Here is a 15,980-nt window from a genome sequence, read left to right as displayed (position 1 = left end):
CGGCGATGGGAGAGATTATGGACTGGGATTCCTCTTTCGACATAGTGTGCGTGGGGTCGGGCATCGGGGGCCTTTCCGCAGCGCTGACGGGGGCACAGTCCGGCGCGCGTGTCGTCGTGCTCGAAAAATTCGTGCAGCTGGGAGGCGTGTCGGCGCTTTCTTCCGGTCAATTATGGCTTGGCCCCAACCATCTGGCGGAAGAGGCGGGCATGACCGACAGCATGGCCGCCGCCAACGCATATCTGGGACATTTGAATCAGGGATTCGCCGTCCCCGCCCTGCGCGACGTCTATTTCGAACATAGCCGGCAGGCATTGCGCTATTTTACCGACGTCATCGGGCTGGAAATGCAGGTGGTGCGCGGCTTGCCGGACTATTATTATCCGCTGGTCGACGGTTCAGCGGCGCAAGGGCGCTATGTCGAGATAAAGCCATTCGCCGCCGATCGGCTGGGCGATCTGGCCCACGACGTTCTCGCGTCTCCCTATGGCGATGGCTATAGCTATACGACGTCAAACGAGTGGATCGACATGCAGGACGGTGGCGCGTTCATCGGCGACCGTCTGGCGCAACATCTGGCGGCGGGCGAGCGGTGCGCTGGCGCGGGACTGGCCGCCGCGCAGGTGGTCGCGGCGGTCGAACGGGGGGTGGCACTGCACGCATCGAGCGAAGTCGTGCGGCTGGTCGTCGAAGATGGGGAAGTGCGGGGCGTCATCATGCGCGATGCTTTGGGCGACCACGCCATTCAGGCACGGCTGGGCGTCGTGCTGGCAACGGGCGGCTATGACTGGCGCGCCGATCTTGTCCGCGCGTTCGATGCCCTGCCGCAGGCTGGCAGCATGGCGCCGCCCAGCATCACTGGCGATCATTTCGCCCTCGCCGCTGCGGCTGGCGCGCTGCCTTTGCCCGCGCGCGCGCCGTCGCAAACCCCTATCTTCCTCGGTTATGCGGTGCCGGGGGAAAATATCTATGGCCAAGCTTCGACACGGATGTGGTTGCCGGGCGCACCCCACAGCATCGTCGTCAATCGCAAGGGCCAGCGTTTCGCCGACGACAGCTTCTATCCCGATCTGGCGACGCGGGTGGCGCGGTTCGACGGGCAGGAAGGCGGGCTGGCGAATTGGCCCGCCTGGATCATCTTCGATCAGGACATGCTCGACAAATATGGCCTGCTGCCGGCATGGCCCGGCCAGCCCTTGCCCGATGGCATGGCGATTTCCGCGCCGACGCTTGAGGCATTGGCCGGCAAGACCGGAATTGCCCTGCCTGGCCTGTGCGCTACCGTGGAGTCTTTCAACGATTTTTGCGCAGATGGCGTCGATCATGATTTTGGCAGGGGCAAAATGCCTTGGCCCCGGATCATGACCGGCGACCCGCGCCTGCCACATCCCAACATGGCCCCGATTGCGCGCGCGCCCTTCCATGCCGTGCCGCTGATGCGGGTGACGATGGGCGTGCCGACCGCCGGATTGCCGATCGACATGGACGGGCAGGTGATCGACCCCCATGGCAAACCCATCTGCGGCCTGTATGCGGCGGGCAATGCGGCCGCGTGGCTCGACTGGGGCGGGGGATATAATAGCGGCATCGCGAACATGCGCGGGATGCTTTACGGCCATCGCGCCGCGCTGGCCATGACCAGGCAGCAGGGAGAAGAAGAGTGATCCGCTACGATTATTCAGGCAAGGTTGCGTTGGTGACGGCAGCGGCAGGGGGCATCGGTCAGGCGACGGCGACGGCCTTTGCGCAGGCAGGCGCGCATGTATTGATGGCCGACATCAATGCCGACGGCGGAGAGGCGACGGCGGCGGACTTGCGCGCGCAGGGGCATGACGTTCTGTTCCGCCGTGCCGATGCCACTGTGGAGGCTGAGGTCGCCGCGCTGGTTCGTGAAGCTGTCGATCATTTCGGCGGCCTGCATGTCGCCGCCAACATCGCGGGTGGCTCCACAATCAGCGCGACGGGCCCCGACCTGCATCTCCAGCCGCTCGACGGCTGGGACTTTACCCAGCGCCTGTCATTGAACAGTGTTTTTCTGGGCATGAAGCATCAGATCGCCCATATGATCGACCATGGTGGCGGTGCGATCGTCAACATCACCTCGCTCGCGGCCCTGCTGCATGTCGGCGCGGCGGGCGCGGCCTATGCTGCGGCGAAGGCGGGCGTGATCCGCCTGAGCAAATTTGCAGCCGTCGCCTATGCCGATCGCGGAGTGCGAGTGAACTGCATTGCGCCCGGCGTGGTGCCGACGGAGGCATATAAGACAGCCGGTGAGGACATAGCGCAGGCGATCATTGCCGATCTGGTGACGAACCAGCCGATCCGCCGCGCCATTACGCCCGAAGAACAGGCCGCCACGATCTTGTGGCTCTGTTCCGACGCGGCCGCGATGGTGACGGGGCAAGTGCTGCCGGTCGATGGCGGGTGGAGCGCGAAATAGCGCAATGTCCTAAAAGATGAGAAGGCAGGCCAGAGCCGCACCTGTGACCGCCACCCAGCCCTGGAACAGCCAGAGCAGCATCAGCGGCGCATGGCGCAATTCCATGAACTCACGGCCGACCAGCAGCACTTTGGCGAAGGCGAGGAGCAGGATCAGCGCGCCGCCGATCCTGGCGTCGCCCAACCCCATCGTTTCAAAAGACAGCAGCGTGGCGGCGACCAGCAAGGCCCAGATCAGCGTGAGACGGCGGCTCATACCAGATACAACAGTGCAAACAGGATGATCCACAGCAGATCGACGAGATGCCAGAAGGCGCCGCCGCCTTCGATCACGCCGATGCCGCCGCGTAACGCGCCCCTGTTGTCGAACCGCGACACCGCAAAGGCTAAAACGCCCAGGCCGATCAAGACGTGGACCAAATGAATGCCGGTAAACATATAGTAAAAGATGGAAAAATCGTTGCTGTTGAGCGTGAAACCCTGCGCGATCTTCGCGCTATATTCGCACGCCTTGACGATAACGAAGCCGGTGCCTAGCGCCATCGCCCCCAAGAGGAGCGGACGCGCGCGGCGATCATCGCGCCGTACCGCCGCCAACGCCTGCGCGACCAGCAGGCTACTGGTTAGCAGCAGCAATGTGTTGAGCAGGCCAAGCCCTCGATCAAGCAATGCCTGCGCGCGATCGAACAGGGCCGGCTCCTGACGCCGGGCGACTGCGTAGGTCATGAAGAAAATAGCGAAGGCGACCAGATCGCCCCCGATGAAGACCCAGACGCCTTCTTCGCCCGGCACATGGCCGCGTGCGGCGCGGCGCGGCGGGTGGATTGCCTCCTCGTTCATGCCTGCGTCAAGGCGTCACGCCGGATCGCACCCAGCATCGCGACGATCATCAGGTTGAACCAGATGGCGAACACCACCGCCGGCACCCAGAAAGCCAGAACGCCATTCCACGCAAAGGGACCGACCTTGAACAGGCCGACTGCCAGGCCGGGCAGTAACAGCACCCCGGTCCACAGGTTCATATAGCCCAGCCAGCGTGGCAGCACCGGTTGCGCCCGTCGGTCGCCCAGAATGACGATGCCGGTCACGATATTCTGAACGAAAGCCGGAACGGCGGGCATCACGAACAGGAAAAAGGCGATGTCGCTCATGATCGCGATCGTCGTGTCGGGATAGTCCGGGCGGTAGGCTGCGACGGTGAAGAACAGCCCGGCCAGAAAGACGGTGACGAAGCCTGCCGCACAGATCATCAGGAAGGCTAAAGTCAGCGGCGCATGTTCGCCCTCGATCTTCTTCAGAAAGGTCGCGATCGCCGCCGCGAAGGGAAAGAATAGCGGCGAGGAAGCGGCGATCAATATCCCGCCGGTCAATATGCCCGTCTGGTGCGCGCGATAGAAATCGGCCACCTGGGCGGCGGGCATGGACGGGGGCAGCGGCGGAAACATCTGCGCCAGCGGCCATATGCCCAGGAACAACAATGTTCCGGCCAGCGCGCCCATCAGGGTGCATATCTTCATCGTCAGGCTGTTGCCGCCCATGGCTTTCCTCCCCCGGCGCGTGGATTGCGCGCCCGGCGTGAAATTGCCAGCCGGGAAGCGCAGGCCACCCGCCCTCCGATAGGGTTATGCCGACCGCTGCTGCCTGCACAGAGAAGCAGAGCCGACCGCGCACCATGGATGCGGCGCTGATCGCGGGAGAGGATGATGCAGGACATCGAAGCGAACAAGGCGGTCGCCCGCCAATATATGCAGGCGGTCGAGGACGGGGATATCGCAACGCTGGAGGCTTTGCAGCATCCCGACTGCCAGTGGTGGATATTGGGCTATGGCGACATGAGCCGTGCCGACTTTATCGCCAGCGTGACCAGCGGTTTGCTGTCGGCGCATCGACGGATGGCGCAAGTCGTGGGCATCACGGCGGAAGGGGAAAGAGTGGCGATCGAGGTGCGGGGCGAAATGCACTTTCCCGACCGGGTCTATCGCAACGAATATCATAATCTTCTGGTTATACGCGACGGGCAGATCGTGTCGGGACGTGAATATATGGATACGCGCGCAGCCGCTGAAGCCTTCGCGCCGGAAGGAACCGGACGATGAGCGGCCCTGTCCCTCTGAACGAATATGACGATGCCGCCGTCGAACGGATCACGCATTTTGTCGAAAAACTGACGGGTGGCAAAGTCGTCGGTCTGGAACGGCTGGTGCGCTGGCGTCCGTCCTGGTTTGCCGATGTGGCGATCGACGGTGCGGTGGCGCGATTGCATCTGCGCGGCGACCGGGGCGGCGACGTTTCGATCTTTCCCGATCTCAAGCGGGAGGCCGATGTGATCGACATTCTTCACCAGCACGGCCTGCCCGTGCCGCAAATCCATGGTTATCTGGCCGACCCGCCCTGTATCGTCATGGAAGCCATTGCGGGCACGCGCGATTTTTCCGCGCTGGACGAAACAACCAAAAGCGCGATCGGGCGTGATTATATGCACGCGATCGCGGCGATGCACCGGCTGCCGATCGAGCCATTCGTCGCCGCTGGCCTGCATCGCCCCGAAGGCGCGGAGGCGATCGCGCTGGCGGGGCTGGACGCCTATATGCCGCATTATCAGCGAACGAAAAGCCGTCCCGAACCGCTGCTGGCCTTCGTCATCGGCTGGCTGCGCCGCAATGTGCCGCGTCATCGCACCCAGGCCAGCTTCATCCAGTTCGATTCCGGGCAATATCTGGTCGATCAGGGCGCGATGACAAAGCTGTACGACTTCGAATTTTCCATGATCGGCGATCCCTTGGTCGATATTGCCACGATGGGGATGCGCAACAGTTATGAGCCGCTGGGCGCCCCCTTGCCTGAACTGGTCCGTTATTATGAGGAAGCGACCGGGGAGCCGGTGGATCATGATGTCGTGCTGTTCCATGTGCTGCAATTTTCGCTGCTGGGAACCATGCAGTTTGCCGGCACGGTGGGCGTGCCCAAACCGGGCGATCCCCATTCGGTCTATCTGATGTTCGACCTGGCGCTGCGCCGGTCCATCCTGCTGGCGCTGTCGGCCCTTTCCGGTGTCGCACTGCCTGATCTGCCTCCGTTGGCCGAACAGCGGGGCGACAATTGCCCCTTGATGGCCAAGATCGCCGATACGCTGGCCGGGGTGCCGGTGTCTGACGAAGGCGCGCAGATGCAGAAGGCGCAGGTCGCCGAATTGATCGAATGGGCACAGCGCGCCGATGCCCATGGGGCGGACATGGTCGCGCGCAACATCGCGGATGTGTCCGCGCTGCTAGGCGAGTCCTTCGATGGCTGGGATGCGGCTGCCGCAGCGCTGGAGGGATATGCGAGCGCGGTGGAGCCGGACCAGGACGCTGCGCTCATTCGTCTGCTAGGCACGATTGAGGGGCGGCGGCTCCAGCTCTTTGGTCCCACCGCGCTGGGGGCGGCGGCGAGCCATGTGGTGTTGCCCGCGACACGCTGATTATGCGCTCTATCGGGCTGGACGGAGAGAGGGATAAGGATGAGCGACAAGATAGTGCTGGTGACGGGGGCCACGCGTGGGCTGGGTCGCGGGATCGCGCGTGGGCTTGCCGCGTGCGGACATATTGTCGCGGTCACCGGCCGTGACACCGCGCAGCTGGCCGATGTGGTGGCAGAGATCGACCGCGCAGGGGGCAGGGGGCTGGCGCTGCCATGCGACCATCGCGATGACGATGCGGTAGCGGCGGCTTTTGCGACACTGGCGGACAGGACAGGAGGGCGACTGGATCTGCTGGTCAACAATGCCGCCGCCGTTCATGCCATGGACCTGATCGCGCCGGGCGGCTTTTGGGAAAAATCGCTCAAGCTGGCGGACATGATCGATGTGGGTCTGCGGTCATCCTATGTCGCTGCCTATCATGCCGCGCCGCTGATGGTCGCGGCCGGCCGGGGGCTTATCGCGACCATATCCTTTTATGGCGCAGTGTCATATTTCCATGGACCGGCCTATGGCGCAGCGAAGGCAGGGGCCGACAAGATGACCGCTGACATGGCGATCGACCTCGCCCCCCACGGCGTGTCGGCCATATCGCTATGGCCCGGTTTCATCCTGACCGATGCGGTGCGCGCCATGCCGCCCGACATGCTGCCCGAAGACTTGCGCGCGATGCTGCCAACTTGGGAGACGCCGGAATTTTCCGGTTTGGTCCTTGATCGCTTGATGGACGATCCCGGCCTTACCGCCCTTTCGGGTAAGGCGCTGATCGGTGCGGAACTGGGCGAGCGCTATGGCGTGCGCGATACCGACGGCAAGCAACCTGTGTCCTATCGCGCGACCATGGGCGCGCCGATAGCCTTTCTGCCCTGATGCCTTCAGGTGCGGGCCTGCATCGCGCCAAAGCAGGCGCGCAATTCTGCGGCGAACAGGTCAGGCTGCTCGAACGCGGCAAAATGGCCACCGACGGGCAGCTCGTTCCAATGGACCAGATCGGGATAGCTGCGTTCCGCCCAGCGGCGCGACGGGCGGAAGATTTCCTGTGCGAAGATGCTGACGCCGACCGGCAGGTCGAGTCGCTGCGCCTTGAATGCGCCAGCGCTTTCCCAATAGAGTCTCCCCGATGACGCGGCACTGTTGGTCAGCCAGTAGAGGTTGATGATGTCCAGCATCTCGTCGCGGGACAGCGCGTCCTCTGCCGCACCTTCATTATCGGTCCACGCCTGGAACTTCTCGTAAATCCAGGCTGCCTGCCCGACCGGGGAATCGGCCAGAGCGTAACCGATCGTCTGCGGCCTTGTCCCTTGCAGCTTGGCGTAGCCGGCATCATGGTCCTGATAATATTGCATCCGCTCGACCGTCCTGGCCTCGGCGGGGGTCAGGTCGGCAAAGTCGCCAGCTTCGGGAAAGACAAGCGGCATGTTGAGGTGGATGCCCGCCAGTTCCGGGGGCGCGGCCATGGCGATGGCGGTCGTGACCGCCGCGCCCCAATCGCCGCCTTGTGCAAAGAAGCGATCATAGCCCAGCCGCCGCATCAGGGTGATCCAGGCATCGGCGATCTTTTCGACGCCCCATCCAGTCGCGGCGGGTTTGTCGGAAAAACCATAGCCGGGCAGCGAGGGGATGACGAGGTGGAAGGCGGGCGCGTCGGGCGCAGGGTTGCTGAGTGGCCCGATGACCTTCATGAATTCCAGCACCGATCCGGGCCAGCCGTGAGTTAGGATCAGCGGCACGGCATCGGGACGGGGGCTGCGCACATGCAGGAAGTGGATCGACAGGCCGTCGATCTGTGTCATGAACTGGGGCAGGGCGTTGAGCGCCGCTTCGCACCGCCGCCAGTCATAGCCATTGGCCCAATAGGCGCACAGGTCGCGCATCGCGGCGATCGGCGAGCCCTGGCTCCAGTCCGTAACCGTCTCCGTCGCGGGCCAGCGCGTGTTGCTGATACGCTGGTGCAGATCGTCTAACGCATCCTGCGGCACGGCGACGGTAAAGGGCGTGATGGAATCCGACATGGCGCTTTCCCCTGATCGTTAGAAGGTGACGCCCAGCGCTTCGACCGTTCGCAGATCCTCGCCAGCGACGAAGATGCGCTCGACGATGTGCATCCCCTTCTGGCCCCACTCGTCCATATTCGCGATCCACGCCTGCATCGCATAGGGCGGCCACCGGCGATAATATTCCCACAATGTCTCATCGTCCGGCACATTTTGCGCCCCGGTTTCGACCAGGCAGCGGCGATAATGGCGCAACAGGTCGCGTTCGTTTGCGCGTCGCTCTTCGATCGTCAGCGCGCCCAGAACGAAATAGGTGAAGTCGCGGATCGGCCGCCCCTTGCGCACCAGTTGCCAGTCGAGCCATACGCGCTCGCCATCGGGGCGCAGATAGCTGTTGCCCTGATGGCTATCACCATGGACCAAGCACCATGGACCCTGTTCCTTATGCTGCGCAAAGTCAATTAGCGCGTCGAACACGGTATGCAGGCGCGACAGGTCGCCCTTGATCCAGCCGGGCAGGAATGCCTGATATTCCGGCTTTACGTGGTTCTTCTCGGCAAAGCTATACATCATGTGCAGTTGCTGCGCGTCCACCGGCGTCTCCATCGATACGGGCAGCCAGTCGGCTGCGTGCAGCACCGGGCTGTCCCAGAAGGCGCCATGGATTTTCGCCAGGCTGGCGACGGCGCGTGCGGCTTCCTCCACCCCCATATGGTCGGTGGAGACGCCGAAATGGCCGCCCTCGATCGACAAATCCTCCATCACGACCAGTCCCTGCCCGCTATCCTCGCGCGGATCCCACGCCTCGAAGAAGGAACGGGGCGCGGGGAAGGCGACGAGACGGCGAAAATCCTCGTAGAAGCGGGCTTCCAGCCGGCAGATGCCCTGGCTTTCGAACTGCGCCCAATTGGCTTTCAGGCAGACATTTTCTGGGATGCCCGCCGCCCTGCCGACATCGTTGAGCGTCAGCTTCACCTGATATTTGGTCGTGTGACTATTGCGCAGGAAAACCTGTTCCATATCCTCGACGACAATGCCGGGATAGCGCGACTGCATGATTTGCGTCAGCCAGTCGGCAGTCACATCGTCCAGCCGGGCGGGGATGCCGACCGGATTTGCGAGACTTGTCATGGCATCATCCCTTATTTCATTTTCTTGAGTTCGCGCAGCGCGCGGTTGGCCGCAATGCGGCCGGCAATGCCCGACACGCCGCCACCCGGATGCGCGCCCGCGCCGCCGATCAGAAATCCGGGGAAGGGCGGCTTGGGACCGCCAAAGCCGGTGGCAGGGCGATGCACGCCCGACCGCAGCGCGCCGAAATCGATATGGGTGACGCAGCCATTGGTGACGTTCAGCCGCTTTTCCCGCTCCCGCGCGGTTTCGACGAAGCGCCCTACTTCGGTGTCCAGTCCGTCATAATATTCGCCCAGATGGTTGATGATCGAGGACATGGTCTTGTCCTTGAGTGCCGGCGACCAGCCCTCGCGGGCATCCACCGCCATGCCCGGCAGATAGACATAGGCCAGCGATCCGCCCGGCGGCGCCTGCGTCGGGTCGCTGTTCGACAGCGGGCTGAGCGACATGGCGTGCCGGTCGGGAATGTCGCCGCGCCGCGCGGTGGCGAAGGATTCGCGCACTTCTTCGGGGGTGCCGATCAGGCCGACCGCCTTGTTCAGGTCCGCATCGTCATGCCGCAAATCCTGATGCTTCTTCAATGTGAGCGGTCCCGACATGGCGATATTGGCCAGGAACGGCGCGGCGTTCGAGCGATTGGCTGGCGCATGTTCGATCCGCTGCATCAATGTGCGATCGACCCCGCCCGGCGTCGTCAGGCGCATGGCGGTGCGCGGGTCGCAGGTGGCGATGACCATCTTGGCGCGGATTACCCGGCCATCCTCCAGCCGCACGCCCTTGGCCGCACCATCATCGACGATGATTTCGGCGACGGGGGCGTTAAGCTGTATCGTCGCGCCGGACGCTTCGATGCTGCGCGCCAGCGCGTCGGAAAAGGACTGGAGCGACCCGATCGGTTTGCCGGTCCCATATTTATGGGTGACGGCAAAGATCATATAGGCCGCTGCATTGCCATCATCATCGACTGGCCCGGCACCTGCCGCGATGCCCAGCAGCAGGGCGATGGTGGCGGGATGTTCGAACCGTTCGCACGCGACCTGATCGGCGGTCGCTTTCGACATGGCGACCAGTTCATCCTTCAACCGTACGTTGCGCACGGCGCTGCCGATCATCTTGGACAGGTTCTTCATGTCCGGGCGACCCGGTTCCGCCATCATCATCGGAAAACCGATGTCCATCATGACGTTCAGCGTCTCCATGAACTTTAGATAGGCCTTGCCGTCATTGCGGCTGATCCGGGCTATATCCTCGGCCGTGCGTTTGTAATCGTAGAATAAAGCGATGGAACTGCCATCGGGGTGCAGATAGGCATAGGTCGGATCGGGATCGACGGTCTTGAGGCCATATTTGGCCAGCTCGAAATCCTCGATTATGCCCGATTTGCGCGCGAACAGCAGTTCCACCGCGCAGGGCGTGACCAGATGTTCGGGCGCTTCCGGGATCATATAGCCCGAACTGGTCATCCCTCCGACCTTCGCCATGCGTTCGACCACGACGACCTTCTTGCCCTGGCGCGCCAGATAGCCTGCGGCGGCCATGCCATTATGGCCCGCTCCAATGACGACGACGTCCACCTGATCGGTCATGCTCTCTGTCCTTTGCTGCTTCAGGCAGTGGCGGCGGCGGTATAGGCCTTGCCCCATTCGGCCAGCGCGACCAGGCGCGTCTTGCGATCGGCTTGAATCTGGGGAATTTTTGCTTCGTCCGGCCCGTCCGGCACAATCACCAGCGGTTCCTTGCCCAAGCTGGCCAGCGCCAATGCGCACACGTCGGAGGGATCATAGGCGATGCTATAGTCCATCCCCAGCCCTTCGGTCGCGCGGCGCAAGGTCGGCGTGTCCATGATCGGCGCGGCGACGCCGACAATGTCGATATTCTGGCCATCCAGCTCGGCCCAGAGCGACTCGACGAAATTCAGTTCGAACGCCTTGGTGGCCGAATACATGACAAGCCAGGGCTGTCCGCCTAGGCCAGCGCCGGACGACATGATGATGACGCCGCCTTTGCCCCGCGCCAGGAAGCGATTGCCAAAGCCATGGACCGCCTCCAGCACATTGGCGGCATTCATGGTCAGCAGCCGCAGCGACCGTTCCACCGGCGCGCCAAAGAAGCTGTTGCCCGCGCCGTCCGCACCAGCGTTGGAGATATAAAGGCCAATGTCGAGATCGGCGGTCGCTTCGACCAGGCGCCCGCCCGCGCCGGCTTCGGTAAGGTCGGCCGCAATCGCCCGAAATACGATGCCATGGTCGTTGGCAAGCTGCTGGCCCAGCGCTTCGAGCGCAGGCAGACGGCGGGATACCAGCACAAGATTGATGCCCATTGCTGCTAACTGCTGCGCATAACAGGCGCCCGTTCCCTCAGACGCTCCGGCGATGATGGCCCAGGGACCATAGGATGCGGCAAAGGCAGCGGAATCGAAAGCGGGCAGGTCGATTTTACGCATCGGGTATCAGTCCTCTCTTGGCGCCGGCCATTTTGCGGCCTTTCACGGCTTTGGCGGAACACTATAAGGCGAATGTCTTCGCGCGGCCTATCGTGCGGAAGGGCGGTCGCTATGCCGCTTAGGAATCCAGCGGCGTCCAGCAAGGCGTGCCCGCCTTTTCCATCGGCCCGCATTGCGACACGCGCGTCGTCCCATTGTTCGCGATCAGGATCATCCAGTCGCCCGTGTCGCCGCAACCGATCGCCCATACCGCGTTGGCGCCGATGTCGCCGCGAAACAGCGACCGATTCGTCGATGTGCAGACCTCGCCCGCATCGTGCATCAGCTTAGCAAAGGCCTGCGTGCGTCCCGCCGCGTCTCTCGCCTCTATGGCGTTGCTGTGCCTGTTGCGGCTGCTGCCGGTGCGATGCGCTTCGGCAATGGCGATCGACAGCCCCAGCGTGGCGGCGATCATTCCGGTGGGCACCAGCGTCCATAATAAGGCGCGGCGCAGATCGCTGCCGCTATGACCGCACGCGATGCAGCCTTTTCCAAAACCGTTGATCGGCGCGCGGCATTTCGGGCAATTCATGATCTTGCCCTATCGCGCACCTCTTTGTGCGGGCCCTACCAACCGACAGGCGCAAGCGCGAAGGCGCAGCATAATTCTATAGACTATGGAATCGTTTCTGAACCAGCCCGATATGCGCCCGCTTCCGGTCCCGACCGCCTCCTTCGCCAGCGCGCCATTGCGATCTCCCTCGACATTGCGGCAGGCGGTGGTTGATCGCCTGCGTGACGCCATCGTGTCTGGCGCCCTATCGCCGGGCACTTTACTGCGTGAAACCGCGCTGGCCGCCAGCCTGAACGTCAGCGCCACGCCGATCCGCGAAGCGCTTGGCACGCTGGCGTCCGAAGGGCTGGTTGAGATCGAGGCGCACCGATTGAAGCGCGTGACGCCGATCGATTTTCCCGCGACGCGCGATCTGCTGCGCGTGCAATGGGAATTGTGGAGATTGGGCTATGCCTGGGGGATGAGCAGCATCGGTGTCGAACAAAATGCGCTGCTCGATCAGGCGATCCTTCGCTATCGCACGGCGCTCGACACCGGGGACCATGCCGGAGCGATCGCGGCGGGCCTTGATTTTCATACCATCTTTATCACAGCATCGGCGAACCGGGAATTGCTGCGCTCCACGCTCGACCGGCGCGGGTTGATCGCGCGCTTCATCCTGCTGCACGGCTTGCAAACCCTGACGACCATCGGCTTGGCCCAGCATCAGGCGATTCTGACCGCATTCAGGGCCGGCGATCATCCCTGCGTAATCGCCTGCCTTGACCATATGGCCACACGCCTGATCGCCATCGCGCAGGCGGGCTGTTCACCGTCAATCGCTCATCAGACCTTATAAAAGAAGAGACACAGGACATGGATTTCGAACTGCCAGAAGAATATCGGTCTTTTCAGGACATGGTGCGCCGCTGGGTCGACAAGGAAGTGCCGAAGGAGTGGGCGCGCGCACTGGAAAAGGACGAACATAATTATCCATTCGCTCTGTGGGATAAATTCACCCAGGCGGGATTCCATGGCATCGGCATTGCGGAAGAATATGACGGGCAGGGTGGCGATGTCGTCATGCAGATGCTGCTGGCGCGCGAACTTGCCCGCTCGCTGGGCGGTCTCGCCTGGATATGGGGCATCACCAGCTTTGCCGGGTCGAAGTCGATCGGCCTCTATGGGTCACCCGAACAAAAGGCGAAATATCTTCCGCTGATCGCGACCGGCCAGTTGAAGGCGGCGATCGCCTTTACCGAACCGGGTGGCGGCACCGACTTGCTGGGCGGAATGACTACCACCGCCGATCGGGTCGAGGGCGGCTGGAAACTGAATGGGGAAAAAATATGGTCCTCCTCCGCCCATGTCGCCGACTATCTGCTGGTGATCGCGCGGAACGACAAGGAGACGGAAAAGAAACATCAGGGCCTGACCCTGTTCTGGGTGCCGACCAGGACGGCAGGCGTGAAGATCACCCCGCTGGCCAAATTGGGTATGCGCTCGATGGGCAGTTGCTCGGTGCATTTCGAGGACGCCTTCGTTGCGGACGAACAGGTGCTGGGGGCGCCGCACAAGGCCTGGTACATGCTGCTGCCCACGCTCAACAATGAACGCATCATGGTCGGCGCCTTCTGCTTGGGCGTCATCGACGGGGTGCTGGAGGATGCGCTTGATTATATGAAGCAGCGCAAGGCGTTTGGCGGGATCATCGGCCGTTTCCAGAGCTTGCAACATTATGTCGCCGACATCGCGACCATGCAGAAGACCACCGAACTGATGCTGCATTTCTGTGCTGATAAGCAGGCGCGCGGCGAAAATGTCGGGGTCGAGGCCAATATGCTCAAACTCATGGCGTCGGAAAATGCCAATGCGGCCGCCGATCGTGGCATACAGATCATGGGCGGCATGGGCTATTCCGCGGAAACCGACATGCAGCGCTACTGGCGCGATAGCCGTCTGTGGCGGATCGGTCCGATCACCAATGAAATGGTCCGCAACGGCATCGCCGAAAGCCTGGGGCTGCCCCGTTCATTCTGAAAGACGCGTCAAAAGGCGTGCAGCCTCTCTGTCGACCAAGGAAAGAGAAGATCATGATGTTTCCGCCCCAGCCCATTCCCGATCATGTGCCGGCCGATCTGGTCAAACCCGATTTTCCCTTCATCTTTGGCATGACGACCGATCGCGATCCGTTCGACGACATGGCGATGGCAGTGCATGACGGCCCGGATATCATCTATGCGCCGCACGCCTATCCGGGCGGAACTGCCGCCTGGGTGCCCCGGCGGATGGCGCATATGCGCGCCATCTATCTGGACACGCAACATTTCTCTTCGACGGACTTTTCGCCTTTTTCCAAACTGGTCGGCGGCAATTGGATCAATTCGCCCGCCGAACTGGACCCGCCGGCCCATGGTCCCTTCCGCCAGATGGTCAACCCCGCCTTCACGCCAAAGGCCATGGCCGCGCTGGAGGGGAAAATCCGCCAATATGCGGTCGAATATATCGACGCCTTCGCCGGCAAAGGCGAATGTGAGTTCATGGCCGATTTCGCGTTCGAATTTCCGATCAAGGTGTTCATGGACCTGATGGGCCTGCCTCATGACCGGGTGGCCGAGTTCATGGAGTGGGAAATGAACCTTCTCCACAATCACGACCTTTCGAAAATCGCCGAGGCGACCCGCAATGTGCTGGATTATCTGGGTGGTGAAATCGCAGACCGACGCGCCAATCCGCGCGACGATCTCATCAGCTTCGGGGTGCAGGGCCGGATCGGCGATCGGCCGCTGACGCAGGATGAATTGCTGGGCTTCATGTTCAACCTTTTCATTGGCGGGCTGGATACCGTATCCACCAATATGGGGCTGCATTTCCGCCATCTGGGCAGCGCGATGGACGATCAGGCCTATTTGCGCGCCAACCCGTCCGAAATCCCGCACGCGATTGATGAATTGATGCGAGCCTATGGCGCGGTGACGACCTTCCGCACCTGCATCAAGGCAACCGAGGTCGGCGGCGTGCGCTTCATGCCGGGGGAAAAGGTGGCAATGTCGACCACGCTTGCGGGCCGCGATCCGGCCGAATTCGATGCGCCTGCCGAAGTAAGGCTGGACCGCAAACCGCGCCATGTCGGCTTTGGCTTTGGCATACATACCTGTGTCGGGATGCACCTGGCGCGGCGGGAATTGCGGATCGCGATGGAGGAGTTTCTGGCCCGCATCCCGCAATTCCGCATCGCGCCGGGGCACAAGGTCGAATGTCATCTCGGTATGATCCAGCCGGTCGCGCTGCCGCTGGTCTGGACGCCTGCCGCCTGATCGCAAGGGGGCGTTCGTTTCGTGGCGGCGCCCCTACAGGTCGAGGCAGGCGGTGTTGAAATCCAGGCGTGGGTTACGCGGATGCAGTGCTTCGGGTCGGCCATAGCCGATGTTGCACAGGAAATTGGCCTGCCACCGCCCATCGGGGAAAAATTCGCCATCCACGCCCGCCGCGTCGAAGCCCGACATCGGCCCGCAATCCAGCCCCATCGCCCGCGCCGCCATGATAAGGTACGCGCCCTGCAATGTCGAAGATCGCGCAACCGTATCGACGATCAGCGCCTCGTTCCCCTCGAACACGCTCCGCATGTCGCGTGAAGGGAACAGGGTGTCATATTTCTCGTAAAATCGCGTATCGCCCGCGATGATGACTGTACAAGGCGCCTGCGTCACCTTGTCGACATTGCCTGGATTGATGTGGGGCATCAGCCGCGCCTTCGCCTGCGCCGAACGGATGAACACAAACCGCCCGGGACAACTATTGGCCGTCGTCGGTCCCCATTTCGCCAGATCATACAGCGCGCGCACCATCTCTCCGGTGACGGGACGGTCGGTCCAGCCATTATGGGTACGCGCTTGCCGAAAGAGGCGATCCAACATGTCGTCGCATGATGCGTCTGTCTGCGCCATGCAGGCTCCGTCGAAAAAACCGGGCCGTCCGTTT

At 62.6% G+C, this 15,980-nt stretch carries 17 protein-coding genes; 8 read left to right on the top strand and 9 right to left on the bottom strand.

The window, feature by feature from the left end; translation table 11 throughout:
- The first annotated feature begins 17 nt into the window (after positions 1 to 17).
- Both sphantq_RS19560 and sphantq_RS19555 read left to right on the top strand, forming a co-directional pair.
- Complete coding sequence (locus tag sphantq_RS19560) at positions 18 to 1,664, top strand: FAD-dependent oxidoreductase (protein ID WP_272800472.1); 1,647 nt, start codon at positions 18 to 20, stop codon at positions 1,662 to 1,664.
- Complete coding sequence (locus tag sphantq_RS19555; protein WP_272800471.1) at positions 1,661 to 2,440, top strand: SDR family NAD(P)-dependent oxidoreductase; 780 nt, start codon at positions 1,661 to 1,663, stop codon at positions 2,438 to 2,440. Before sphantq_RS19560 ends, sphantq_RS19555 begins: the two co-directional genes overlap by 4 nt.
- A gap of 9 nt (positions 2,441 to 2,449) precedes the next feature.
- Here the strand turns inward: sphantq_RS19555 and sphantq_RS19550 are convergent, their stop codons facing one another.
- From sphantq_RS19550 to sphantq_RS19540, 3 genes are read right to left on the bottom strand one after another with little or no spacing between them, the layout of a single operon-like run.
- Positions 2,450 to 2,695: a cytochrome C oxidase subunit IV family protein gene (locus sphantq_RS19550; protein ID WP_066607652.1), complete on the bottom strand. Its 246-nt coding sequence runs from the start codon at positions 2,693 to 2,695 to the stop codon at positions 2,450 to 2,452.
- Complete coding sequence (locus tag sphantq_RS19545; RefSeq protein WP_066607654.1) at positions 2,692 to 3,279, bottom strand: cytochrome c oxidase subunit 3; 588 nt, start codon at positions 3,277 to 3,279, stop codon at positions 2,692 to 2,694. Before sphantq_RS19545 ends, sphantq_RS19550 begins: the two co-directional genes overlap by 4 nt.
- On the bottom strand, positions 3,276 to 3,977 hold the full coding sequence (locus sphantq_RS19540; protein WP_129926228.1) for a hypothetical protein: 702 nt from the start codon (positions 3,975 to 3,977) through the stop codon (positions 3,276 to 3,278). Before sphantq_RS19540 ends, sphantq_RS19545 begins: the two co-directional genes overlap by 4 nt.
- Positions 3,978 to 4,139: 162 nt before the next feature.
- Here sphantq_RS19540 and sphantq_RS19535 point away from each other — a divergent pair, with 162 nt between their 5' ends.
- The 3 genes from sphantq_RS19535 to sphantq_RS19525 are packed head-to-tail and all read left to right on the top strand — an operon-like array spanning position 4,140 to position 6,766.
- Complete coding sequence (locus sphantq_RS19535) at positions 4,140 to 4,535, top strand: nuclear transport factor 2 family protein (protein ID WP_272800470.1); 396 nt, start codon at positions 4,140 to 4,142, stop codon at positions 4,533 to 4,535.
- On the top strand, positions 4,532 to 5,899 hold the full coding sequence (locus tag sphantq_RS19530; RefSeq protein WP_129926229.1) for a phosphotransferase: 1,368 nt from the start codon (positions 4,532 to 4,534) through the stop codon (positions 5,897 to 5,899). Before sphantq_RS19535 ends, sphantq_RS19530 begins: the two co-directional genes overlap by 4 nt.
- A 39-nt stretch (positions 5,900 to 5,938) precedes the next feature.
- Positions 5,939 to 6,766, top strand: coding sequence for an SDR family NAD(P)-dependent oxidoreductase (locus tag sphantq_RS19525; protein WP_272800469.1), 828 nt, complete (start codon positions 5,939 to 5,941; stop codon positions 6,764 to 6,766).
- A gap of 5 nt (positions 6,767 to 6,771) precedes the next feature.
- Here sphantq_RS19525 and sphantq_RS19520 read toward each other — a convergent pair whose 3' ends face one another.
- From sphantq_RS19520 to sphantq_RS19500, 5 genes are all read right to left on the bottom strand, one after another.
- Complete coding sequence (locus tag sphantq_RS19520) at positions 6,772 to 7,908, bottom strand: epoxide hydrolase family protein (protein ID WP_272800468.1); 1,137 nt, start codon at positions 7,906 to 7,908, stop codon at positions 6,772 to 6,774.
- Between the two features lie 18 nt (positions 7,909 to 7,926).
- Positions 7,927 to 9,021: a phosphotransferase gene (locus tag sphantq_RS19515; RefSeq protein ID WP_129926231.1), complete on the bottom strand. Its 1,095-nt coding sequence runs from the start codon at positions 9,019 to 9,021 to the stop codon at positions 7,927 to 7,929.
- A gap of 11 nt (positions 9,022 to 9,032) precedes the next feature.
- Positions 9,033 to 10,610: a phytoene desaturase family protein gene (locus tag sphantq_RS19510; protein WP_129926232.1), complete on the bottom strand. Its 1,578-nt coding sequence runs from the start codon at positions 10,608 to 10,610 to the stop codon at positions 9,033 to 9,035.
- A gap of 20 nt (positions 10,611 to 10,630) precedes the next feature.
- A complete protein-coding gene (locus sphantq_RS19505) occupies positions 10,631 to 11,467 on the bottom strand; it encodes an SDR family NAD(P)-dependent oxidoreductase (RefSeq protein ID WP_066607700.1) in 837 nt (278 codons plus the stop codon).
- Between the two features lie 118 nt (positions 11,468 to 11,585).
- The gene (locus sphantq_RS19500; RefSeq protein WP_242495986.1) at positions 11,586 to 12,038 is read right to left on the bottom strand and encodes a hypothetical protein; all 453 of its coding nucleotides are present in this window, start codon (positions 12,036 to 12,038) and stop codon (positions 11,586 to 11,588) included.
- Positions 12,039 to 12,150: 112 nt separating this feature from the next.
- On the opposite strand from sphantq_RS19500, the gene sphantq_RS19495 reads away from it, so the two are divergent.
- From sphantq_RS19495 to sphantq_RS19485, 3 genes are read left to right on the top strand one after another with little or no spacing between them, the layout of a single operon-like run.
- Positions 12,151 to 12,858, top strand: coding sequence for a GntR family transcriptional regulator (locus tag sphantq_RS19495; RefSeq protein ID WP_129926278.1), 708 nt, complete (start codon positions 12,151 to 12,153; stop codon positions 12,856 to 12,858).
- A gap of 17 nt (positions 12,859 to 12,875) precedes the next feature.
- The gene (locus tag sphantq_RS19490; RefSeq protein WP_272800467.1) at positions 12,876 to 14,039 is read left to right on the top strand and encodes an acyl-CoA dehydrogenase family protein; all 1,164 of its coding nucleotides are present in this window, start codon (positions 12,876 to 12,878) and stop codon (positions 14,037 to 14,039) included.
- 53 nt (positions 14,040 to 14,092) lie between these two features.
- A complete protein-coding gene (locus sphantq_RS19485; protein ID WP_129926233.1) occupies positions 14,093 to 15,316 on the top strand; it encodes a cytochrome P450 in 1,224 nt (407 codons plus the stop codon).
- Positions 15,317 to 15,349: 33 nt separating this feature from the next.
- Here the strand turns inward: sphantq_RS19485 and sphantq_RS19480 are convergent, their stop codons facing one another.
- Complete coding sequence (locus sphantq_RS19480) at positions 15,350 to 15,946, bottom strand: malonic semialdehyde reductase (protein WP_242495987.1); 597 nt, start codon at positions 15,944 to 15,946, stop codon at positions 15,350 to 15,352.
- Between the last annotated feature and the right edge of the window lie 34 nt (positions 15,947 to 15,980).

Source organism: Sphingobium sp. AntQ-1, assembly GCF_028538045.1.
In the GTDB taxonomy this organism is placed as follows: Bacteria; Pseudomonadota; Alphaproteobacteria; order Sphingomonadales; family Sphingomonadaceae; genus Sphingobium; species Sphingobium cupriresistens.
This window is presented reverse-complemented; position numbering and strand designations above follow the sequence as displayed.